Origin of the sequence: Halopseudomonas oceani (assembly GCF_963677335.1) — a bacterium.
In the GTDB taxonomy this organism is placed as follows: Bacteria; Pseudomonadota; Gammaproteobacteria; order Pseudomonadales; family Pseudomonadaceae; genus Halopseudomonas; species Halopseudomonas oceani.
Map to the genome: position 1 here is coordinate 2,920,719 of NZ_OY781932.1, position 21,014 is coordinate 2,941,732.

Here is a 21,014-nt window from a genome sequence, read left to right on the forward strand (position 1 = left end):
TTGCCGATCAGTCTTTCGCCCGGGCTCTGCTGTTGAAGTCATGCGCCATATGCAACTGCAATAACGTTGCGAGTTTGGTATCGGCGGCAAAGTTAACTTGCGCGGTTACCTTCGACGCGGGCTGTCCGACACGGATAAGCGATGCCGTACATTGCGCACTCGTAGTTGCTCGCTCATACAGCCAAGGTGTGCTCTCCTTGGACACGCGCAGTACCGGACCATCTACATACCACGCTCCGTCGTTTCTGCGCTCCAGATCAGAGCCTTTAACGCTAAAGCTGGAGCCGGGAATCGTCCCGCAGGAAAAAGTGATCTGCGAGAGGGTTTCCGGATCTTCGTTAAGCTTAAGACCGTACTGCCAGCGCATTGACAGCTCAGGAGCAATGGCATTAACGGGGCCAGACATCACAAACTGGCCCGGCGAACTACCAAGCATTGTCGATGCGCAGCCAGCAAGAGCCGCGGTAACTATGAGTAATGCTGCAACCGTTTTCATGGGTCCATCCTTATAGACAAATTTGCACGACATGCGGCATCAAGCCACTGCTTCTCAGCTGATGCTTTGATTCAGTGTGGCTACGCGGTTCAGGCTCAGCCCGAATGTTCCTCAAACAACTTCATCGCCAGCAACCCATGCCCCACCGCAGCACCGGCGCGCAGCGCAGAGGCGATAAAAACTGTTTCAGCCAGCTCTTCCTTTGTGGCACCCGCCTTGACCGCGTTCTCGACGTGGGCATCAATGCAATAGGAACATTGCGTCGACAGCGCTACGGCGATGGACATCAGCTCGCGGTATTTCTCTGGAATCGCGCCGTCTTTGCGCTCGGCGGTTGCCTTGAAATTGAGGAAGGCGGTGGCTTCCTTGTTGGCGGCCTGCATCAATTGCTTGGCGTAGGCTTTATCGCTGCGGGACTGGTAATCGCTCATCTAGCAGGTTCTCTTGTTGTTGTAAGAATATTGTTCGGGTGAGCAAACACTGTGCCCGGTTAATCACTGGCTGCCATCGGCCGCGCATCAGCGGGCACGACAGCAACAGAGACGCCCCTAGCGGCAGGCCCCGGGAAGGTACTTTGGTTCCACGGTCGACTCGGTGCAGCGCCACTTGACCCCCTCGCCATAGCGCAGGGGCGAATACATCATGTAACCGTCTACGCCAATGCTGGAAGCTGGCCAAACAATAATGGCGCCGGTATTAATCTGTACAGATTCCACCATTTCAGGGATCACAATGTCACCCGCAGCGAGCTGACTGTACCTCTCCGGCCACTCCTGGTGCTGCTGCAAGTAGTCTTCCACCAGGGGTTTGAGCTGCTCTGCCAGTTGATGCGACTCAAGAATTTGCGAGCGACGGGTGTAGTCCTGATAGGCGGGCAAAGCGATAGCCGCAAGCGTGCCAATGCTGAAGATGGTCAAGAAGATGAGCGGAACGACGATGACGACACCGCCCTTTTCAATACCGAGCGAGAGGCCCTTGTTGTATTTGTCATTCCAGTCTTTCTGAGAGGTGGACAGAATTACAATCCCCTCAACAAACGCCACCAAAGCCGGGATATAAGTCCAGAAAAACAGCAGATAGAGAACGCCCCACCACTGGCCGAGGTAGAACCGATGCATACCGAATAGGCCGGTGAAAAAGGCCAGCGCCGCAGCAGCAACCCGACTCTTGTAAACAAAGTCACTACGAACAGCACCACAGTTTCGGCATTGAGGTGCCTCGCCAACAATCTCCGCACCGCACTCAGAACAATACTTAGCCATTCTCGCTCCCTGTCTTGTTGTATTTTTCCGTCGATTCCATCTGGCGTCGCTGCCAGCGCCGCATCTACTTCCTGCGCAACAGCTTGAATGCGATGCCCGCTGCAGCTAACGCTATCGGCCCTGCTACCTCAAGGATTTTTTGATTTTGTGGAGGTACAGGCCGGGCAATACTCCGCTTTGCCAGCCTCCAATTCTCTTTCACATTTTGCGCAGTTACGCATGCATGCTCCCCATGATTTCGGCAGGACTGATTTCTAGCTCGACCATATCGTGCTGCGGGTTGATAAGGTCCGCGATGTGCGACGAGGTAAAGGTTTTGCGGTATTCGATAATACTGATTCCAACTTTGCTCCGGGAAACTACTGTTTACCTTGGGTGCCAGACGCGCGCGAACGGCCGCTAACTCCACCCCTGCCTTCTCGATTTTGCCGAGCCCTGTGTCAACCAGCTGCAGAGCCACCTCACGCTCATCGAGGAACAGATGACAACGTGCCATGATCTGCAAGGCATTCAGAAATGCCGAGAAGGACTCCATCGCAATCTGGTGCTTCTCTTCGCCCGCAGGATGTGTTGCCGACCCAGTTGTCGAAAAAGGAAAGTTTCTGATCCGGGAGTTCGGCAGTCTGACGGGCTAGCGCGCTGACCGTCTTTTCAAACCCTCGGGTCAGCTACACGATGGCATGCAACGCAAGCCCCTCGCGCTTGACTGGATCCTGCATGCCGCAAACCTGACTAAATAGCGACTTGCCCGCTTCAATTTCCGCCAGACGATCACCGTGAAACTCTTTGAAGACTTTCGAGACTTGCTCTTCGATACGATTAAGTTGCATCGCGATGCTGACCAGCAGCACCTGCGCGCCGACCGCCTTGGCTGCTTTCATCATCGACGGGCCGACTTCCTGAAACTTGGCGTGCTCGACGATCTTACCGTCCTTGTAAAACACGCCTTTAATGTTGCCCTGTGCATCGCGGTACAGCTGCGCGCCTTCCGGGGTCATCGCCAGTTTGTAGACGGTGTCCTGATTGAGGCTGAATACAACTTCAGGCATGCCGGACAAGCACCGCAACTCAGAAACCAGCGACTTGCGCCTGCTGGCAAATGCTTGTTTCTCCGCATCGGTGAGCACAGTGCTCGGCGGCAAACTGGCTGGGATAAGCTCCTGACTCATGACTTCCTTCCTATGGCCATCAGCAACTGTTACGCCCTTTCCTGCGTCCATTGCCACGCCAGATCAGCCCTCTCGCGCCCCGATGTCGGCGCGCGATTGCTCCTGTTGCATGGAAGTGCAGCGCTGCTCGGATAATCGCCTGAAAGCTTCGGCGTGTCCAACTGGCGGAGCCGCATTTGGCGCGCCCATACCAACACGGCGACCGCAAAAGGGTCGCCGTCGAGTTGCCGGGCAAGTCTGTCAGATGCAGGTACTACCGCCATCCACCGGCAGCGCAATACCGGTGGTAAAGCCGGAATTTTCGCCGCAGAGATACATCACGGCAGCCGCGATTTCCTCGGCGCGGCCAATGCGACCAACCGGGTGCATGGCAGCAGCAAACTCAGCCTTGCGCGGTTCAATGGCAGCGGCGCGGCGGAACATGTCGGTGTCAATTACCGCGGGGCAGACCGCGTTGACACGAATACCCTGCTTGGCGTATTCAACAGCCACAGAGCGGGTCAGCCCCAGCACTGCGTGCTTGCTGGCAGCGTAGATGCTCATCTTAGGTGCGGCGCCCAGGGCGGCGACAGAGGCGGTGTTGACGATGGAGCCACCACCGTTCTTCAGCATCAGCGGAATCTGGAAGCGCATGCACTGCCAGACGCCCTTGACGTTGACGTCCATGATGCGATCAAAAACGTCCTCATCGCCATCGGCCAGTTTGCCCTGCTCAATCTCGATACCGGCATTATTGAACGCACAGTCGAGCCGGCCGTAATTGGCTTCAATACTGGCAATCAACGCTTTGACCTGCTCAGCATCAGCGACATTGCAAGCGGCGAAGCGCGCATCGCCGCCGGCGTCGCGAATGCCTTGCGCAGTCGCTTCACCTTGCTTGGCATCGATATCGGAGACGATAACCCGCGCGCCTGCGGCGGCGAAGGCGATAGCGGTAGCCTTGCCGATACCGGCAGCAGCACCAGTGACAAGTACCACTTTGCCGGAAAATCCCATGCTCATACGTTAACTCCTGACTCTACAAGAGCGCCTGCGGCGCCCGGACGATCGGGATATTAGCAACGCATTGAGTCATGGCTCGACCAAAGTCAGGTCTGTTGTTCACACATCATGCCTGGCGCTGATGCTGGTCACGCAGCCAGCCGATGATCGCCGCCTGTTCGCCGCTGAACACCACACGTGCGCGCTTGTTCTCGCGCTGATAGATGTACATCGGATCGTAATAATGGGTCAGCAGACCTTCGATCCAGCCGCGATGGGCGTGCACGTCACCTGTGCGCTTCTGTTCGCCGAGTGCGGTTTCCATCAGGGCGTTCAGCTCGCTATAACGATCACCGCCGAGCCGTTTGTAAATACGCTGCAAGCTGCCCAGCAAGTAGGTTTCAAATGCAGAAAAAGCCGCCTCCGCGTCGTCCGGGTTCTGGGCGCTGTACTCGGCCAGCATGTCGACAACGTAATCGCCAAGAATGCGGGTAACGCGATTCTCGAAGCTATCCTCAAGCCAGACCAGCGGCGCTTCCTGCATCTGCCGGTAAAGCGTCAGCGGTAACGAGCAACTGCCGACGATGCGGCCTTCGTCTTCCAGCACAATCTGTGTTACGCCGGCGGCACGCAGCTTGAGTGCGTCAATCGCCAGCCGATTTTCAAAGTCGATCTGCGCTGGCTGCGGCGTGGCGTGCCGGCCAAAGCTGGAGCCACGATGGTTGGCACGGCCTTCCAGGTCCAGACTGTTTTCCAGCGCGGTGATCACTTCAGTTTTGCCGGTGCCCGTCATGCCCGCCACCAGTATCGGCGAGCACTCCAGTGCGGCAGCGTCCAGGGTGTCGATCAGAAAGCGCCGCATGGCCTTGTAGCCGCCAACGACCCGCGGGTACTGCACGCCCACCTCGGCCAACCACTGCTGCACCAGCTGTGAGCGGAGGCCACCGCGGAAGCAATAGAGGTAGCCCTCTGGGTGCGCCTTGACGTGTTCCAGCCAGGCATCAACCCGCTCCGCCTTGACTTTACCGCCGACCAGACTGTGGCCCAGCGCAATGGCCGCTTCCTGCCCCTGCTGCTTGTACATGGTGCCAACCTTCTGCCGCTCCACATCCTGCATGAGCGGCAGGTTGACCGACTGAGGGAAGGCCCCTTTGCTGTATTCGACCGGGGCGCGCACATCGATCAACGGCACATCATTGAGAAACAGCGAGCGAAAGTCATCGGTATTGTCACGCATCAGAACACCTCGACACGCGGACCCTGATCGTAGTCGACCAGCTCGCCGATGCAGCCCAGCTCCAGCCCGAGTTCGGCCGCCAGCGTGAGAAACTCGGCTTCACCCTCCGGCGCAACGGCCACCAGCAGTCCCCCGCTGGTTTGCGGGTCGCAGAGCAGTTGCTTCTGGGGCTCGCTGAGCGCGCCGATTTTGTGACCATAGCTGTCGAAGTTGCGCAGTGTCCCGCCCGGCACGCAGCCCTGCTCAAGGTAGTAGTCGACCGCCGGCAGTCTGGGTACAGCCGCAAACTGCAGTCGCGCCTTGAGGTTTGCCCCTTCGGCCATTTCGGTCAGGTGGCCAAGCAAGCCGAAACCGGTAACGTCGGTCATGGCCTGCACACCTTCAAGCAAGGCAAAACGCTGGCCCGGACTGTTCAGCCGGCACATCAGGTCACGGGCTACGCCCGCGTCTTCGGGACGCAGTTTTTTCTGCTTCTCAGCGGTGGTGAGAATGCCAATACCCAGCGGCTTGGTCAGGAACAGTCGCGCCCCTGCCCTGGCCTGATCGTTGCGTTTGAGCTGGCTACGTAACACCCGACCGGTGACGGCAAGACCAAAGATCGGCTCGGGGGCATCGATGGAGTGACCACCTGCCAGCGGCATACCCGCCTCGGCGCATACCTGGCGCGCACCAGCCAGCACTTGGCCAGCAACCGCAGCCGGCAACAGGTTGACCGGCCAGCCCAGAATCGCAATGGCCATCATGGGGGTGCCGCCCATGGCGTAAATATCGCTGATGGCATTGGTGGCCGCGATACGACCAAAATCGAAGGGATCATCAACAATCGGCATGAAAAAGTCGGTAGTGCTGACGATGCCCTGCTGGTCATCCAGGCCAAACACGGCGGCATCGTCGCGACTGTCGTTGCCGACCCAAAGGCCCTCGAAGGCAGGGCCGGGCTGCCCGACCGAGAGCATCTCATCCAGCACTTTGGGCGAAATTTTGCAGCCACAACCCGCGCCGTGGCTGTACTCGGTCAAACGAATGTTCTGGGTCATGCTGCTCTCCACCGACTGGACATCAAAATCAATCGGCGAATTCTAGCAGTGACGCGGCCCGACGCCTATTTTCAGCGCCCTAGTGATTGCGACGCTCAAAACGGTCCAGCGTGTCGCTGGCCACCATGCGCCCCAGTTCGATCAGCTCCGGCGCACGGTAAAACTCAAAGAACCGGCATAGCCGCTTGGGCACATTGAAGATAACGTCCGGCGGGTAGCCGGCAATCTTGTACTGGGTCAGCGAAGACTGCATGGCCTCAAACGACAGGTTGACCAACTCCAGCATGCTGGCCGGCCCGGGTGGGGGCTCCACCTCAACCGGCGCATGCAGATCCTCATCACGCGAACGCATCACCTCCATCGAGGCGTCGGCCTCCGCCGCAATCAGCGCCAGATCATCCTGTTCGCCGTCAGCCTCATCCACTCGACGGCCCAGCCAGGACGGCTTGATCGCCGCCAACCACTGATCCCATTGCTGACGGATCGGTGCCGGCCGTTCGATCACCGGCATCTGGTAGTGCGTGCTTTCGGTCGAGTTAAGGTTTACCGCCATGATCAGATCACAGTGAGCAGAGACAACCGGCACAATCGGCAAGGGATTGAGCAGGCCGCCATCCACCAGCACCCGGTGCCCCTGCTTGACCGGCGAGAACAGACTGGGAATTGCCGCCGACGCGCGCATGGCCTGATGCAGGCAACCACTTTGGAACCAGACTTCCTGCTGGTTGGTCAGGTCAGTGGCAACGGCCGTGAACGGGATATTCAGGTCTTCGATTTCCATCTCGCCCAGCATTTCACGGATTCGCCCGAACACCCGCTCGCCGCGAATGGCACCAAGATTGCCAAAACCAATGTCCAGCAGTCGAATGACATCCAGATAATCCAGCCCGGAAACCCAGTCGCGGTAATCGGCCAACCGGCCAGCTGCGTGAATCCCCCCAACCACTGCCCCCATGGAGCAGCCTGCGATACAGGCAATTTCATAACCCCGGCGTTCGATCTCTTCGATCACGCCAATATGCGCGTACCCCCGCGCACCTCCACTGCCCAAAACCAGGGCGACTCTCTGTGCCATCTTGCTGTTGCTCCTTCACAAACCAGGGTGAACCGGATTGACGCAGCCCACCGGCGTGCTCATGATGCCGAAACCTTTTTTTGCTGCACAAGGCTCATCGTGAACGCTCGCATCAACCGCTCCCTCAAACTGCTGCTTTGTTTTGTCTTGCTGTTGACCATAGCCGCACTGACCGTGCTGTGGATAGTCCATTCTGCACAGGCGCGGCGTGAAGGAGAACTGAAGCTAGAGGGCCTTAAGGCACCTGTCGAGGTGTATTACGACGGCTGGGGCGTCCCTCATATCGATGCGAGCAACGAGGAAGACGCCTACCGCGCACTGGGCTATGTGCATGCCCAGGATCGTCTGTTTCAGATGGACCTGTTACGCCGCATTGGTGGCGGCAGACTTTCGGAGCTGTTTGGCGCCGAGTCTTTCGCAACCGACCGTTTTTTCCGTACTCTCGGCATCAGCCGCTACGCCCGGGCCTACGCCGAGCGGCTGGAGGCACAACCGGACAGCCCTCATGTAAAGCTGATGCACGCGTATCAGGACGGTATCAACCAGTACATTGATCACGGTGGCATGCCGCTGGAGTACCGGCTACTGATGACCCGGCCGGATTACTTCACCAGCGAAGACATTGCCAACGCCATGGGCTACATGGCCTATTCCTTTGCCGAAGCCTTCAAGACGGATGCTCTAGTCGACAGCATCCGAGGCACCCTGAGCGAGCGGCATTACCGGGATCTGGTGCCAAGCTGGCCAGATCAGCTGCCGCCGCTGCGTTCCTCCGGCCAGCCTTACATTGAGCTGCTGACACCGATGCTTGAGCAAATAGGCCAGGTGGAGAAAAATATCCCCACCGGCCAATTCCTTGGCAGCAACGCGTGGGTCGTCAATGCGGACCACAGCGCCAGCGGTGCACCGCTGTTGGCCAACGACCCTCACATCGGTTTTGCCGCTCCAGCAGTCTGGTACGAAGCCCATATCCGCACTCCGGATAGCGAGGTCTATGGCCATTTCCTGGCGGGCATCCCCTTCCCGCTGCTCGGCCAGACCCGGCATCATGCTTGGGGCTTGACCATGCTGATGAACGACGATGTCGACTTTTACCGCGAGCGCACCAACCCGGATGATCCGGAACAGGTCTGGGCAGTCGATCATTGGGAACCGCTGCAGGTGCACGAGGAGGTCATCAAGATTCGCGGCCAGGAAGACCGCCTGATCCGCACTCGCAGCAGTCGCCACGGACCGATCATCAATGATCTGCCGGGTAGTATGGAACGCCAACCGGTCAGCCTGTTCTGGAGTTTCCTCGACCCCGACAGCGACTCCACGCAAGCGTTTTACGGCTTCACCCGCGCCACCAGTATGGCCGAGTTTGAAGCCGCTGCAGCGCTGCACGGTGCCCCCGGCCTCAACCTCCTGTACGCTGACGCCGACAACAATATTGCCATGTGGGCGATCGGCAAGCTCAAGCGCTGGCCGCAAAGCAGCAACGTTTTTTCACTGCTCAACGGCAGCTCAGGGCGCGACGACTTCCTCGGCTATCAGCCATTCGAGAGCAACCCTCGCATGATCAATCCGCGCGAAGGGATCCTGTTCTCCACCAACAACCCCTACCCGGAGCGCAACCCGCGGCGCAAGCTGCCAGGCTACTACGCACCAACCGACCGCGCTCTGCGGCTGGAACAGCTGCTGGCGAGCAAGGAGCAATTTGATCTGTCCGATTTCAAAGCGTTCCAGCTTGACGACCAGCGTCCAGTCGCGCTCAGCATGATTGCCGACGCATTGCCGTTATTTGACCTTGAGCAGTTGCCGGATGAGCTGCGCGAGCCTGCCGCCAGGGCCGCTGGCCTGCTTGCGAGCTGGGACGGGCGCTACGATCAGAACAGTTCTGCTGCAAGCATCTTCCAGCGCTGGCAGGACGCGCTGTCAGAAGCCCTTTTTGCCGACGAACTGGGCCCGCGCTACAGTTTTTTCCGCAACACCTTTATGGCCGAAAAGACCCTCGCCAGTCTTTACTGGAAACCGACCTCTCCCTGGTGGGACAACCGTCAGCAGCCGAGTCTGGACGGTCGCCATTCAGCAATTCAACACGCTTGGCAGAATGCGATTGCCGGGCTGGTCGCCGACCTGGGTGACGACCCGGAGCAATGGCAGTGGTCACGCCTGACGAGCCTGCAGCATGCTCACGCGCTGGCTGAACGCGTCCCTTTTGGCGAGTATCTGAACAGCAAGCCAGTCGCCGTCAGCGGCGGTAACGAGACGCTGAACAACATGGTGTTTGATCGAGGGGAAGTGAGATACAAGATCAAGGCCGGCCCCTCTACCCGCAGACTGATAGATCTGTCTGACCTGAACGCAACGCTCGGCATCAACCCACTGGGACAGTCCGGCAACCCGCTGGACGGCCATGCGTACGACCAGGCAGAAATGTTCAATGAGGGCCGCTACCGCACGCAGCTGTTTGACTGGCTCTCGATCCAGGCGCTGCCAGACCGGCTGGAGCTGCAGCCGGACAGCAGGCGGCGCTAAACCCGATCAGCGAATCCGCCGGATAATGACGCCCGAAGCCGGCTCTGGGCTGCCCAGCGTCAGCCGCTGGGCAGCAACGCCGGCCTCCTTCAGTGCCCCTACCAGCAATGGAGCATCTGCTCCATCAAGCTGCACCCGCAGCAACGAGTCCAACCGCATCATGCGTACCAGCAATCGGCTCCAGCTGTCGAGGAGTGCAGGATCGTCACCGAGTGCCGGCAAGGCCAGCTTCTCTTCACTACGCAGCACCTTGAGCAGCGTCGACGGCGTAGGATAGAGCGCCTGCTCGACCGTTTCGGCGGGCGTGGTCTGCTCGATATTCAGATAACTGCGACGGTTGCCACGGGTAATCGAGTAGAGTGAGACAAAGCGCTGGGGCTCGCCGTCAAGTCGCAAAGCAATATAGCGCTGACCCTCCTCCGGCCCATACAGCTGCGCATTGTGCAGCACCTGATTAGCCCACAGACTGCTGCTGCCACATTCACGGCCATCACAGGCATACAGCAGCGTATGCGGCTGTTCGATCAGTTGCGCCAGCACATGGCGGAACGCATCTTCGGGCGTATAACCGTCGATGATCTCCCAAGTCACCTGTGCCAGTTCACCGTTTACCCGGATCTCGCGCTCGGCGCGCAGCTGATTGTTGATACGACGAACGCTACCGATGACTACCGGATGGTCGACCTGGGCCGACAGCTCTTCACTAGTAACCTGAGAGTGGGGAAAAGCGCTGACCACCAGTTGGTCCAGCGCCTGCGCTGCATGAACGGTAGTGCCGCCCGCGAGCATGAAGCCACCTAACAGCAGCGGCAGAGTACGAACCGATAAACCCATGCGTCTCCCTAGTAGCGCGCCGAGCAACAGTCAGCGCGCACAGAATTGGCTACCGAGGCATCGGCAGCGCAATGAACCTGCCCAGAGAATAGCGCGTGGCGACCTCTCGGTCAGCTCAAGCTTGTATAGAAGTCTTTCAGAATGGCCGCAACGTCACCTGCCGACTCCTCCAAGTGCAGATGGTGACCACCTTCCACCCGGTGCCGCTGCAAGTGCTCAAAGGCGTCTATCCGCGCCAGCACCTCGGGATGCTTGTGCATCACACCCTGATTGGCCAGCACGACACAGGTCGGCGCACTAATGTTTTCGATAAATGAGGTTGCATGCCGCTGAGTAAAGCGTAAGGGTGACGGCAGCATCAGTTGGGGATCAGTCCGCCAGGTCCAGCCACCATCGTGCGGCATCAGGCCACGCTCCACCAACGCCGCTGCAGCATCACGTGAAATTGGCGTGGTACCACCCAGGACTCGCGCCGATACAGCCTTCTCGACACTGTCATAGACTGGCTTGCGCTTACTGCCAAGCTGCAAGGTGGAATTGAAAAAGCGCGCCATCTGTCGCGGCGCATCATCAGCCTCCGAGGTAAATGGCATTAGCCCGTCAATCATCGCTGCACCAATAATTCGCTCCGGCAAGCTGCCGGCCAATACCCCACTGATGATTGCTCCCATCGAATGCCCGAGCAGTGCAAAGCGCTCCCAACCCAGATCTTCGGCCACCTGCAATACCGTGGCTGCCTGCTGCCAGAGGCTGTAACCGGTCGCCGGCATGTGGCCGGACAGGCCGTGACCGGGCAAATCCAGCGCCACCAGATGCACGCCCTCCAGCGCTGGCGCGATGCGATCAAAGGTCGCCGCATTGTCCAGCCAGCCGTGCAGCCCGATAACGGGCAAGCCACCCGGTTCACCCCAGACCTTGCCGGCGATTTCGATGTGCGGCAGGGAAAAACGGATTTCGTGACTACTGATTGGCATGAGGCCTCCGAGACCGTAACGGAAAAATGCAGCAGGCAATCTAACGGCCCAGCCAGCGCCAGACAAGCGCCCCTACATCCGTGAATGCGTGTCTATATTTGGCGCTTTTGCCCTGTTCTATTCCGCTTTCAGCGGCACAATGGCCATAGTCAGACGCGAAATGCAGGTCTGATTTCCGGCATCATCGTGCAAGCGGATGTCCCAGACGTGAGTGGTGCGGCCCAAATGCACCGCCTTGGCAACCGCAGTCACGCGGCCTGCGCGCACTGCGCGGAGGTGGTTGGCATTGATGTCCAGACCAACGCAGTAGTAGCGGCTGGTATCAATGCACTGATAGGACGCGATGCTGCCAACGGTTTCAGCCAATACCACCGAGGCACCGCCGTGCAGAATACCGTAGGGCTGATGGGTACGTTCGTCGACCGGCATGCTTGCGCTGAGCCAATCATCGCCGGCGGCTTCGATGCGGATGTCGAGCAGGCTATTGAGAGTTGGGGTTGGCGTGTTGAGGCGTTCAAGGTCTATCGGGGTCTTCCAGATACTGCTCATGCACTCTCCTGCGGTTGTTCCGTCGACTGGTGCCAGACGACGCTCTGCCCACCCACCAGCCAGTCATGAAAATACGCCTGCCAGGTTGCCTCAACTACATTGCGGCGCAGCTTTTGCGTTGGTGTGCGGAAACCTCCACTCACATCCCATGGTGTGTCGACCACCACCAAGCAGCCCAGCCGCTCGCTACTGGGCAATGTCGCATTCACGCGCTTAAGGGCCTCGCCAAGCGCCCGCTGCGTCAGATCGGAGCGCTCATTGGCACCGGCAACCAGGCGAACCAGTGCCAGCGGTTGCGGCAGTTCCTGGCCGACCACACAGGCCTCGTCAACCTCAGGCAAGTCCATCAACAACTGTTCGATGGGCCCCGGCGCGATATAGCGCCCTTTTGAGGTTTTGAATATGTCCTTGACCCGTCCGGTCAGGCGTAGAAACCCTTCCTGATCGATTTCACCAACATCACCGGTATGCAAGAAGCCATTTTCATCAAGAACTTCGTCGGTGCGGGCCTGGTCTTTGTAGTACCCCATCATCACCGCTTTGCTACGCACTAGAATCTCACCGTGCTCGCCCAGCCGGCACTCTACTCCAGGGTTAGGCAAGCCAATGTACCCTTCCTTGGGCCGACTCGGACGGCCCAGATGCGAGTAGCCGCAGTTCTCCGTCATACCATAGCCTTCGACCACCACCAGTCCGAGGCGGGAAAACCACTGCTGCACCGCCGGCGCCAGCCTGGCTGCACCGCTGACAGCGTAGCGAATCTGGTCGAGCCCAAGCCTGGCCAGAATGCGTCGAGCCTGCCACGGTCCAATCACTGGCAAACCAAGCAAAAGACGCGTCCAGCGCGGCGACCTGGCCTGCTCGTAGCCTTGCACGCATTGCTGCCAAACATGGGGGGAGCCAAACATCAGCGTCGGCTGGGCGCGACGAGCATCACGGATAAAGGTATCGCCCGACTCGACAAAATAGATCTGCTGCCCGCCAAGCAGCGAAGAGACCTCGATAAACTGCCGCTCGGCGATGTGACTGAGCGACTGAAACGACAGCATCCGATCAGTGGCAGAGATATTGAACAGGCGCTGATAGTTGCTTGCAGCCAGAAACATGCTGGCAAAGCTGAGCATCACGCCTTTGGGCATGCCAGTAGTGCCGGAAGTGTAGATGATGGTCGCCAATTGCTCCGGTTGCGGCCTGACCGGCTCCGCCAGCGGCTCATGCTCCGCCAGTATTTGTGCCCAGCCAACCACCTGTTCGCCTGAAGGGCCCCGCGGCAGACCCACACAGGCCAGACTGGCCGGTATGCCCTCAGCGACCTTCGGCCAAGACTCTATCGGCCCGACCAACAGCGCGCATATATCGGCGTGTGCGATCAACTTGTGTATCGAGTCAGGCGTCAGGCTGGGGTGCAGCGGCACCGATACGTGCCCGGCCATCCAGATGGCCAGATCGGCAATAATCCAGTGTGCGCAGCTTTTCGATAACAGTCCGATATGGCTGCCGGTCGGGAGATCAAGTGACAACAGATACTGGGCAGCGCGGCGGGCCTGACTGCCTACCTCTGCCCAGCTGTATTTGACCAGTTTGCCGTCCGGCCCTGGTTCAATGAGATAGTGACTGCGCGGGCGCAGGGTTTCTTGCCGGAAAAAAGACTCCAGCGCGGTCTCTGGTTGCGTTGTCAGTGCGCCCATGCCGTGCCCCTTTAGGATTGTTATTGTTATCGATAGTCATGTTTCCGGTAACAGCTCGTCACCCGAATACCTGAACACTATCCCAGCCCGGGATGGCCGACAAGCACCTGAGTCAGGCACTCAGGTCGGCTGGCGTCCGGTGCAGGACCAGCGAGCCCAAGCCCGCAGCAACAAAATCGGTATCCACACAGGCCAGAGCCGCAGTGGGCATCGGCACGTGGGCACCCCGATGACCTTCGCACAGTATGCTGAGCAACTGGCTGACCAGCGGCTGATGGCTGACCAACAACAAGTTGCGCTCCTGCCGCTCAGCGAGATAACGCAGTACCTCGCACGGATCATCGTCGGGGGTCAGCCAGGGCGCGGTCGCAACGCCCCGCTCGTAACCCAACTCGGTACAGACCAGCGCCGCCGTCTGCTGGGCACGCAGATACGGGCTGGCGAGGATAGCGTCTAACGGCTGTCCCTGCAGCAAGGAGGCCATCAGTCGCACCTCCTGCTGCCCCGCTGCAGTCAGCGGCCGCTCCGCATCGGTGGCGGCCTGCGCCGCCGCCTGGCCGTGGCGCAAAACCCATATCTTCACGCCGATTCATCCTCCGAGCGCAAAGTCCAACGTGCCGTCGGAGCCGGCCATTCACTGAACGGCCAAGGCTTCTGCTCGGTAACGCCGGTCAGATAGCGGCCGGTCTGCCAAGCGTACTGGGAAAAGCTGTTACCCCAACCGGCGCAGTCGGCATCCGGCGCACCAGTAAACAGGCGATAGCCGATCTGAATCAGCGTGATCACGGCGATGGCGACTTCGGCCACTTGCCAGGCGATAGCAAAGACCACGACGTATACCAGGCGCAGCCAGAAATCAGCACTGCAGAGGTTACCGATAAATGCGTTCACAAAAACACCTCAGGACTTGATTGGACCAGCGGACATAACCGCCGCAAATTCGACATCCGTTTTCTGTTCAGCCGACATCAACTTGCCGATAACAACCGGCAGCGGCTGCTTGTCAAAAACAATGGCATGGAGGCCTGTCACCAGCGGCATATAGACCCCCTCTTCTTCCGACTTCTGCTTCAACACCTTGAGGGTGTTGACCCCTTCAGCGACCTGCCCGAGTCGGGCAACCCCTTCCTCCAGCGTTTCACCTTTACCCAGCGCGTAGCCGACTTGGAAGTTGCGTGATTGCGCAGAGGTACAGGTCACAATCAGATCACCAACCCCGGCCAGGCCGAGGAAGGTCAGAGGGTTAGCCCCCATGTGCACGGCAAAGCGGGTCATTTCGGCCAGCGCCCGGGTGATCAGCATGGCCTTGGTGTTTTCGCCCATGCCCAGTGCAGAGGCCATGCCGGCAATGATGGCGTAGACGTTCTTCAGCGCCCCGCCCAGTTCCACGCCATAGCGATCCTGACTGGCATAGACCCGCAGATTGGGGCCGCCCAGAACGGCCTGTACCGCGTGGCACAGTTGCTCGTCTTCGCTGGCAACCACGGTGGCCGTGAGTTCGCCAGCCGCCATTTCCTTGGCCAGATTCGGCCCCGACAGCACGGCAACCCGGGCGGCCGGTGCCTCCTGTTCAACAATCTGACTCATCATCAGAAAGCCCGGCTGTTCAATGCCCTTGGTGGTGCTGACGACCTGTTTGCCAGCCAGCAGCGGCCCGACACTCTGCAGGACACTGCGAAAGGCGCTTGAGGGGATCGCCAGAAAAATCAACCCTGCGGAGGCAATGGCAGCGTCGATATCGGTGGTCACCTGCAGCCTTTCATCCAGCCGGAAACCCGGCAGATAACGTGGGTTCTCGTGATTGTCGGCAATCTGCCTGGCAACCTTGGCATCACGCAGCCAGAGCGTCACCGGTACGCCTTCAGCCGCCATAAGGTTAGCAAGCGTGGTACCGAAACTGCCGCCACCCAGAACACAGACAGGAGCTTTGCGATCGGTCATGCAACATCCTTGAGTAATGAATCTGGCGCCAGTATAAGCCGAGCGCGCAAGATCGGGCGATTTGGCTGTATAAAAAGCCCATTCGCTGGTTAATAATGAACTAGCTTAACTAACAAAACCAAAGTGCCAGCACCTATGCCAGCTTCACGCCAAACGCTATCAATCGCCCTGCTAGGGCTTGCCCTTCCGCTTCAGGCCCAACCGTTCGATGACGAGCTGTTGCTGGGGGATATGAAGCTGCCGACAGTACTTAGCGCGACACGTTTGAAGCAGAGCCCAGCAGAGGTTCCGGGCAGTATGACGGTGATCGACCGTCAGCTGATTCGCGCCTCCGGTGCGCGCGACGTGCCCGAGCTGATGCGCCTGGTTCCAGGCATGATGGTCGGCTACAACGCGGGCAACGTGGTGAACGTCAACTACCATGGCACCAACATCACCGAGGCGCGCCGCATGCAGGTGCTGGTCGATGGCCGCTCGGTATACCGCCCGGGTCTGGCAACCGTTGACTGGACCGACATTCCTCTGGCCGTTGAAGATATCGAGCGCATTGAAGTCTTCCGCGGCCCCAACACTGCGGCCTATGGCGCCAACGCGCTGATGGGGGTCATCAACATCGTCTCCACCCGTCCGGAGTTCAGCCAGGGTAGCCGCATCAAGATCACCCGGGGCAACCGCGGCGTCAGTGACATCTACGCCAGCCAGGGCTTCAGCTTTGGCAGCTCACAAGCGCGTCTGAGCCTGTTTGGAAAGCAGGATGACGGGTTTGATCATGATGACGACAACGAGGACTACCGCGATGGCCGGCGGCTCGATGCCTTCAATTTGTTAGGCACCACTGACCTGACCGCCACCCAGACGGTGACCTGGCAGCTCGGTGCCAAGGAAGGCAGCAAGCAGCGGGACAACGACTACTCGGTGATGGCGGAGCCGACCGATACCAGCTACGAGTTTGACCGGGTGATGGAGCAGCAACAGAACTCGAACTCAGACATCACCGCCCGCGACTATTTCGTCCAGCTCAACTGGAAGAACGACATCAGCCCCAACCACCAGATCGAGCTCAAAACCTACGCCCAGCACATGGAACGGTTGAGCCAGATGCTGGCCTGTGATTCGCCCATTGTGTTTTCGCCCGAGATGCGAGAGTTGTATCTGCTCGGCAATGTGTACACACGCCGTATGAACTACATTTTGCGCAACCGCCGCGGTTACTGGGGCGATCGGGCGTTTTACAGTGACTGGCTGGTCAACCAGGACGGCCTCGACCCCGCCTACCTGCCGCTGGTGGATAGCATCGTCGCCCAGCACAATGCCATCCGCAATGGACCACCGACCTGCTTTAACCTGAACGAAAACCTGCGTGAAACCCGTTACGAAGCCGAGCTCCAGAATACCCTCCAGGTCACCGAAGCGCTGCGTACCGTCTTTGGCCTGAACGTGCGCTACGATCAGGCCAAATCGCAAACCTACTTCGGCGGCAAGGTGGAAAATTCGGTAGGCCAGCTCTTTGGCAATCTGGAATACCGGCTGGGTGAACGCTGGCTGCTGCACGCCGGCGCCATGGCGGAGCAGGACAGGCTGAGCGGGTTCTCTTTCTCGCCACGCCTGGCGGCGCAGTACTTTATCGCCCCGACCCATAGCCTGCGCGCCGTCTACTCCGAGGCTGTCCGCTCGCCAGACATGTATGAAAACAATGCCCACTGGACCTATCGCCCAAGCAACCTGACGGGTGCTCCAACCACGGGCAATACCTACTACGCACTGGCAGAAGGTCCGGGCAATCTCAAGCAGGAAGAAATGCGCTCCTGGGAGCTGGGCTACAACGGCTCGTTCCACAAGCTTGGCCTGAGCGTCGACATCAAGGCGTTCTACGACGAAATCGACAACATGATCAGCCAGCCGCTGCAAGTCGTGAACTTCGAACCAGATAACAGCAGTTTCGCCCGATTCAGCGGCATTGAGACTCAGACAGACTGGCGGGTCAACGCCAGCGACCGCCTGCGTCTTACCTACTCTTACGTCGATTTTTATGCCAGCAACCGGCTTGATCAGCGCCTGACAGCCCGCAACAGTGGCTCCGCAGCCTGGCTGCGGAGCTGGACTGGCGGCATCGAAACCAGCCTCATCTACTATGGTTCAGACCTGCTCAACGAGCGGCGCTTCGAGCGTCTTGATGGCCGCATTGGCAAACGTTTTGATATCGGCGGCAATACCAGCCTGGAGCTGGCAGCAAACTGGCAATATCGGCTGGATGATGAACCTTTGACCTGGTCAGAGAATCGCTATGACAGCCCCAGTCAGTTCTATTTTACGGCTGACCTGAGGTTCTGAGTGAGCGCTCGGAGCGTACCCGCATTTCACAGACACGGATTGTCAACATGCCCCTTTGCCGACGCAGGAGCAAGCACGTGAGGCACTGGCTGACAGCACGGCTTCCGGCCGTGCTGCTCTGCTGGCTGCTGGCCCCCATGGCCAGTGCAGCCCAGTACGCGGTCATTGTCCCGGGCAATTCAACACTGACCCAACGGTTCGTTGACACCCTGGGCACGGCCCTGCCAGACGCAACCCTGGTGACCCTGTCGCTGGGCGAGGCAATCCCGGTCGGCACCGATGCTGTGATCACTATGGGCCGCAGTAGCCTGGATGACAGGTTGAGCCGGTCCGACGCCCTGCCAACGCTGGCGACCTACATCACTGGTGAGAGCCTGCAGGACTATCCGCAAGCAGGCCGGCGCTTTCACAGCCTGCTGGCCAACCCTAAGCCCGCTCGCCAGGTGGCCCTTGCCCGGCTACTGGTCCCCGGTGCACGCCGGATGGGCATACTGATCAGTACCAGTACCCGTAACCAGTTGTCCGAATGGCAGCTGGCAGCTGAGCGCAGCGCGGCAAAGCTGGTCAGTGTCGACGTAACCCCCGAAGACAACCTCACCCGTCAGTTAGTCGACATCATTACCGACAGCGATATATTGCTGGGCACTGACGACTCGCAAATCTACAACGCCGATAACCTCAAGAGCATCCTGCTGACGAGCTATTCGCGCAACAAGGTCCTAATTGGTCCGAGCGCGCCGTTTATCCAGGCGGGCAGTCTCAGCACAACCTACAGCACCCCCGACGATATGGCCCGCAGCGCGGCTGCACTGTTGAGCCGGGGTCTGCCGGACAGCGGCACCACCTACCCGCAATACTTTTCCGTCCTGAGTAACGCCCAGGTCGCACGATCCCTGGGCATTCCGCTACCGGATGACGCCACCCTCGCCAGCCGTCTGGCCGAGCTGGAGCAAGCGCAATGAGCTTTCTGCAACGTGGAACCATTTACAGTCGCTTGATTTTGATAGCGACATTACCGGCCCTGCTGATGGGCGTGGTCGGGTTCACCTTCTTCACCACTGCCCGACTCGACGACGTCAATCGGGAGCTGCAGGTAACCGGCCAGCTGATCGCCGACCAGTTGGCACCCGCGGCCGAATACGGGGTCATCAGCGGGAATCTAAGCACCCTGGAAAATCTCGTCAAAGGTGCGCTCAATGTCCCTCACGTGCGTTATGTGCAAGTCTACGACCGGGCGGGCAATCCGCTGCTGCGGCTGGACCGCAGTAACGACGAGGAAGACGAGCTGCTGGTATTTATGGCAGACATCACGCGTCAACGTATCCCCTTGCAGAGCGACCTGTTCCTGCTCGATGTGCCAACGGCAGCGCGGGATGATCAACAGCGATACCTAGGTCAGGTACACGTTGGCTTAGGCAATGCGGCCTTCATCGAACGCCAACAGGGCATTCTGCTGAAGACGCTGGTGCTGGCCGCCCTGGTATTGGTCGCAACGCTGGTGCTGGCTATCCGTCTGGCCAAAGCGCTGGCCGATCCAATGGAGCGTATGGGCCAGGCCATTTCGCAGTTGCAGCAAGGCCAGCTGGATACTCGGCTTGAAGTCAGGGACGAGCACGAGATCGGCCATCTGATGCACAACATCAACAGCCTGGCGACGACCCTTGAGCGCGCAGAAAGTCAGCAACAGCGCGCCATGCAGGAGCTGGTTGCTGCCCGCGAAGGCGCGGAGTCTGCCAACCGCGCCAAGTCGGAGTTTCTTGCCATGATGAGCCATGAGCTGCGAACCCCGATGAACGGTGTGCTAGGCATGCTGCAACTGCTGGAAACCACCGAGCTGAATAACGAGCAGAGTGAGTACGTCCATGTTGCCGGGGAGTCAACCGACCACCTGCTCAAGGTCATCAATGACATTCTCGACTTCTCGCGCATCGAGCGCGGAGCGCTGGAAATAGAGGAAATCCCGTTCAACCTGCCACAACTGATCAGTTCCTCGATCAACGTCTTCGAGCATACCGCCCAGCAGAAAGGCCTGAAACTGGTCTGCAATCTGACCGGCAGGGAGGTCTGCGAGGAAGTGGTGGGCGACCCGACACGGATTCGCCAGATTCTGGTCAACCTGGTCGGCAATGCGCTGAAGTTTACCGAGCAGGGGCAGATTGCGGTCAACGCCAGCTGGCAGCTAACCAGCACCGACGAGCTGAGTCTTGAGTGCGAAGTGTCCGATACCGGTATCGGGATAGCCCCCGACCGACTGGAGAGTATGTTCGACGCATTTCAACAGGCCGACAGCAGCACCTCGCGGCGATTCGGTGGCACCGGGCTTGGCCTCTCCATCGCCCGCACCTTCGCCCGCAAGATGGGTGGTGACCTCACCGCACGCAGCCATGAGGGCCAGGGCTCCACCTTCGTGTTCAGCATTCCGCTGCGGGCAAAAACAGCATCAAACAGCAGCCAACCGCATGAGCCACCAGTGCAGACACACGGCGCACCGCAGCCGGTGCTGTTGGTCGAGGACAACCCGGTTAACCAGATGGTCATCGAAGGCATGCTCAAACAGGCGGATATCCGCGTGGACATTGCTGCCACTGGCGAGCAGGCCCTGCAACTGCTGTGCGAGCGCGCAGATCGCTATGCCGCTATTTTGATGGATATACAGCTACCGGATATGGACGGTCTAGAAGCCTGTCGCCGCTATCATGCGCATTGCAATGAGCAGAGCTGGACAGCTACGCCCTGTGTCGCACTGACGGCCAGCGCGTTTGATGTTGACCGCCGAGACTGTGAAGCTGCGGGCATGCAGGACTTCCTCAGCAAGCCCGTAAACCGCCAGGCCCTGCTACATGCTCTCGCTCGCTGGATGCACGCAACGGACCATCAACCAGGCTGATCGCTTAACATTTCATCAACAATTAAGCGCTCT

At 59.3% G+C, this 21,014-nt stretch carries 18 protein-coding genes and 2 pseudogenes; 4 read left to right on the forward strand and 16 right to left on the reverse strand.

Going from position 1 to position 21,014, the window contains the following annotated elements; genetic code table 11:
* Positions 1-7: 7 nt before the first annotated feature.
* The 9 genes and pseudogenes from ACKPCU_RS13680 to ACKPCU_RS13720 all read right to left on the reverse strand — a co-directional run.
* Complete coding sequence (locus ACKPCU_RS13680; protein WP_321347492.1) at positions 8-496, reverse strand: hypothetical protein; 489 nt, start codon at positions 494-496, stop codon at positions 8-10.
* 95 nt (positions 497-591) lie between these two features.
* On the reverse strand, positions 592-927 hold the full coding sequence (locus ACKPCU_RS13685; protein WP_321347494.1) for a carboxymuconolactone decarboxylase family protein: 336 nt from the start codon (positions 925-927) through the stop codon (positions 592-594).
* Between the two features lie 117 nt (positions 928-1,044).
* Positions 1,045-1,758 carry an NINE protein gene (locus ACKPCU_RS13690; RefSeq protein ID WP_321347498.1) on the reverse strand — a complete coding sequence of 238 codons (714 nt, stop codon included), beginning with the start codon at positions 1,756-1,758 and terminating at the stop codon, positions 1,045-1,047.
* A 668-nt stretch (positions 1,759-2,426) separates the two neighbouring features.
* Positions 2,427-2,927 (reverse strand): hypothetical protein, encoded by a 501-nt coding sequence (locus ACKPCU_RS13695; RefSeq protein ID WP_321347500.1) that lies wholly within the window; start codon positions 2,925-2,927, stop codon positions 2,427-2,429.
* A gap of 240 nt (positions 2,928-3,167) precedes the next feature.
* On the reverse strand, positions 3,168-3,929 hold the full coding sequence (locus ACKPCU_RS13700) for an SDR family oxidoreductase (RefSeq protein WP_321347501.1): 762 nt from the start codon (positions 3,927-3,929) through the stop codon (positions 3,168-3,170).
* Positions 3,930-4,035: 106 nt separating this feature from the next.
* Positions 4,036-5,145 carry a tRNA 2-selenouridine(34) synthase MnmH gene (gene mnmH, locus ACKPCU_RS13705; protein ID WP_321347504.1) on the reverse strand — a complete coding sequence of 370 codons (1,110 nt, stop codon included), beginning with the start codon at positions 5,143-5,145 and terminating at the stop codon, positions 4,036-4,038.
* Positions 5,145-6,182 (reverse strand): selenide, water dikinase SelD, encoded by a 1,038-nt coding sequence (gene selD, locus ACKPCU_RS13710; protein ID WP_321347506.1) that lies wholly within the window; start codon positions 6,180-6,182, stop codon positions 5,145-5,147. Before selD ends, mnmH begins: the two co-directional genes overlap by 1 nt.
* A gap of 79 nt (positions 6,183-6,261) precedes the next feature.
* A pseudogene (locus tag ACKPCU_RS13715) lies at positions 6,262-6,480 on the reverse strand (patatin-like phospholipase family protein); the annotation flags it as partial.
* A 185-nt stretch (positions 6,481-6,665) separates the two neighbouring features.
* Positions 6,666-7,257, reverse strand: a pseudogene (locus ACKPCU_RS13720) (patatin-like phospholipase family protein); the annotation flags it as partial.
* Between the two features lie 99 nt (positions 7,258-7,356).
* Between ACKPCU_RS13720 and ACKPCU_RS13725 the strand changes: the two are divergent.
* Positions 7,357-9,777, forward strand: coding sequence for a penicillin acylase family protein (locus ACKPCU_RS13725; RefSeq protein ID WP_321347509.1), 2,421 nt, complete (start codon positions 7,357-7,359; stop codon positions 9,775-9,777).
* Positions 9,778-9,783: 6 nt separating this feature from the next.
* Here ACKPCU_RS13725 and ACKPCU_RS13730 read toward each other — a convergent pair whose 3' ends face one another.
* The 7 genes from ACKPCU_RS13730 to ACKPCU_RS13760 form a co-directional block, all read right to left on the reverse strand.
* Positions 9,784-10,611, reverse strand: a complete 828-nt coding sequence (locus ACKPCU_RS13730) for a DUF4892 domain-containing protein (protein WP_321347511.1) — start codon at positions 10,609-10,611, stop codon at positions 9,784-9,786.
* A 110-nt stretch (positions 10,612-10,721) separates the two neighbouring features.
* On the reverse strand, positions 10,722-11,585 hold the full coding sequence (locus ACKPCU_RS13735; protein WP_321347513.1) for an alpha/beta hydrolase: 864 nt from the start codon (positions 11,583-11,585) through the stop codon (positions 10,722-10,724).
* A 117-nt stretch (positions 11,586-11,702) separates the two neighbouring features.
* Entirely contained in the window at positions 11,703-12,134 is a 432-nt protein-coding gene (locus tag ACKPCU_RS13740; RefSeq protein ID WP_104737566.1) for a hotdog fold thioesterase, read from the reverse strand.
* On the reverse strand, positions 12,131-13,822 hold the full coding sequence (locus tag ACKPCU_RS13745) for an AMP-binding protein (RefSeq protein ID WP_321347516.1): 1,692 nt from the start codon (positions 13,820-13,822) through the stop codon (positions 12,131-12,133). Before ACKPCU_RS13745 ends, ACKPCU_RS13740 begins: the two co-directional genes overlap by 4 nt.
* A 112-nt stretch (positions 13,823-13,934) precedes the next feature.
* Entirely contained in the window at positions 13,935-14,405 is a 471-nt protein-coding gene (sixA, locus tag ACKPCU_RS13750; RefSeq protein WP_321347518.1) for a phosphohistidine phosphatase SixA, read from the reverse strand.
* Entirely contained in the window at positions 14,402-14,713 is a 312-nt protein-coding gene (locus ACKPCU_RS13755) for a DUF4389 domain-containing protein (RefSeq protein ID WP_321347520.1), read from the reverse strand. Before ACKPCU_RS13755 ends, sixA begins: the two co-directional genes overlap by 4 nt.
* A 9-nt stretch (positions 14,714-14,722) precedes the next feature.
* The gene (locus ACKPCU_RS13760) at positions 14,723-15,763 is read right to left on the reverse strand and encodes an NAD(P)H-dependent glycerol-3-phosphate dehydrogenase (RefSeq protein ID WP_321347524.1); all 1,041 of its coding nucleotides are present in this window, start codon (positions 15,761-15,763) and stop codon (positions 14,723-14,725) included.
* A gap of 135 nt (positions 15,764-15,898) precedes the next feature.
* Between ACKPCU_RS13760 and ACKPCU_RS13765 the strand changes: the two genes are divergently transcribed.
* The 3 genes from ACKPCU_RS13765 to ACKPCU_RS13775 all read left to right on the forward strand — a co-directional run bounded on the left by ACKPCU_RS13765 (position 15,899) and on the right by ACKPCU_RS13775 (position 20,981).
* Positions 15,899-18,094 carry a TonB-dependent receptor plug domain-containing protein gene (locus ACKPCU_RS13765; RefSeq protein ID WP_321347526.1) on the forward strand — a complete coding sequence of 732 codons (2,196 nt, stop codon included), beginning with the start codon at positions 15,899-15,901 and terminating at the stop codon, positions 18,092-18,094.
* 77 nt (positions 18,095-18,171) lie between these two features.
* Entirely contained in the window at positions 18,172-19,056 is an 885-nt protein-coding gene (locus ACKPCU_RS13770; protein ID WP_321347529.1) for a hypothetical protein, read from the forward strand.
* Positions 19,053-20,981, forward strand: a complete 1,929-nt coding sequence (locus ACKPCU_RS13775) for an ATP-binding protein (RefSeq protein WP_321347531.1) — start codon at positions 19,053-19,055, stop codon at positions 20,979-20,981. Before ACKPCU_RS13770 ends, ACKPCU_RS13775 begins: the two co-directional genes overlap by 4 nt.
* Positions 20,982-21,014: the final 33 nt, after the last annotated feature.

Coding starts and splice junctions, on each gene's coding strand:
- ACKPCU_RS13775 (WP_321347531.1), top strand. CDS start 19,053: ATGAGCTTTCTGCAACGTGGAACCATTTACAGTCGCTTGATTTTGATA.
- ACKPCU_RS13680 (WP_321347492.1), bottom strand. CDS start 496: ATGAAAACGGTTGCAGCATTACTCATAGTTACCGCGGCTCTTGCTGGC.
- ACKPCU_RS13700 (WP_321347501.1), bottom strand. CDS start 3,929: ATGAGCATGGGATTTTCCGGCAAAGTGGTACTTGTCACTGGTGCTGCT.
- ACKPCU_RS13745 (WP_321347516.1), bottom strand. CDS start 13,822: ATGGGCGCACTGACAACGCAACCAGAGACCGCGCTGGAGTCTTTTTTC.
- ACKPCU_RS13685 (WP_321347494.1), bottom strand. CDS start 927: ATGAGCGATTACCAGTCCCGCAGCGATAAAGCCTACGCCAAGCAATTG.
- ACKPCU_RS13760 (WP_321347524.1), bottom strand. CDS start 15,763: ATGACCGATCGCAAAGCTCCTGTCTGTGTTCTGGGTGGCGGCAGTTTC.
- ACKPCU_RS13690 (WP_321347498.1), bottom strand. CDS start 1,758: ATGGCTAAGTATTGTTCTGAGTGCGGTGCGGAGATTGTTGGCGAGGCA.
- selD (WP_321347506.1), bottom strand. CDS start 6,182: ATGACCCAGAACATTCGTTTGACCGAGTACAGCCACGGCGCGGGTTGT.
- ACKPCU_RS13695 (WP_321347500.1), bottom strand. CDS start 2,927: ATGAGTCAGGAGCTTATCCCAGCCAGTTTGCCGCCGAGCACTGTGCTC.
- ACKPCU_RS13765 (WP_321347526.1), top strand. CDS start 15,899: ATGCCAGCTTCACGCCAAACGCTATCAATCGCCCTGCTAGGGCTTGCC.
- ACKPCU_RS13735 (WP_321347513.1), bottom strand. CDS start 11,585: ATGCCAATCAGTAGTCACGAAATCCGTTTTTCCCTGCCGCACATCGAA.
- mnmH (WP_321347504.1), bottom strand. CDS start 5,145: ATGCGTGACAATACCGATGACTTTCGCTCGCTGTTTCTCAATGATGTG.
- ACKPCU_RS13730 (WP_321347511.1), bottom strand. CDS start 10,611: ATGGGTTTATCGGTTCGTACTCTGCCGCTGCTGTTAGGTGGCTTCATG.
- ACKPCU_RS13740 (WP_104737566.1), bottom strand. CDS start 12,134: ATGAGCAGTATCTGGAAGACCCCGATAGACCTTGAACGCCTCAACACG.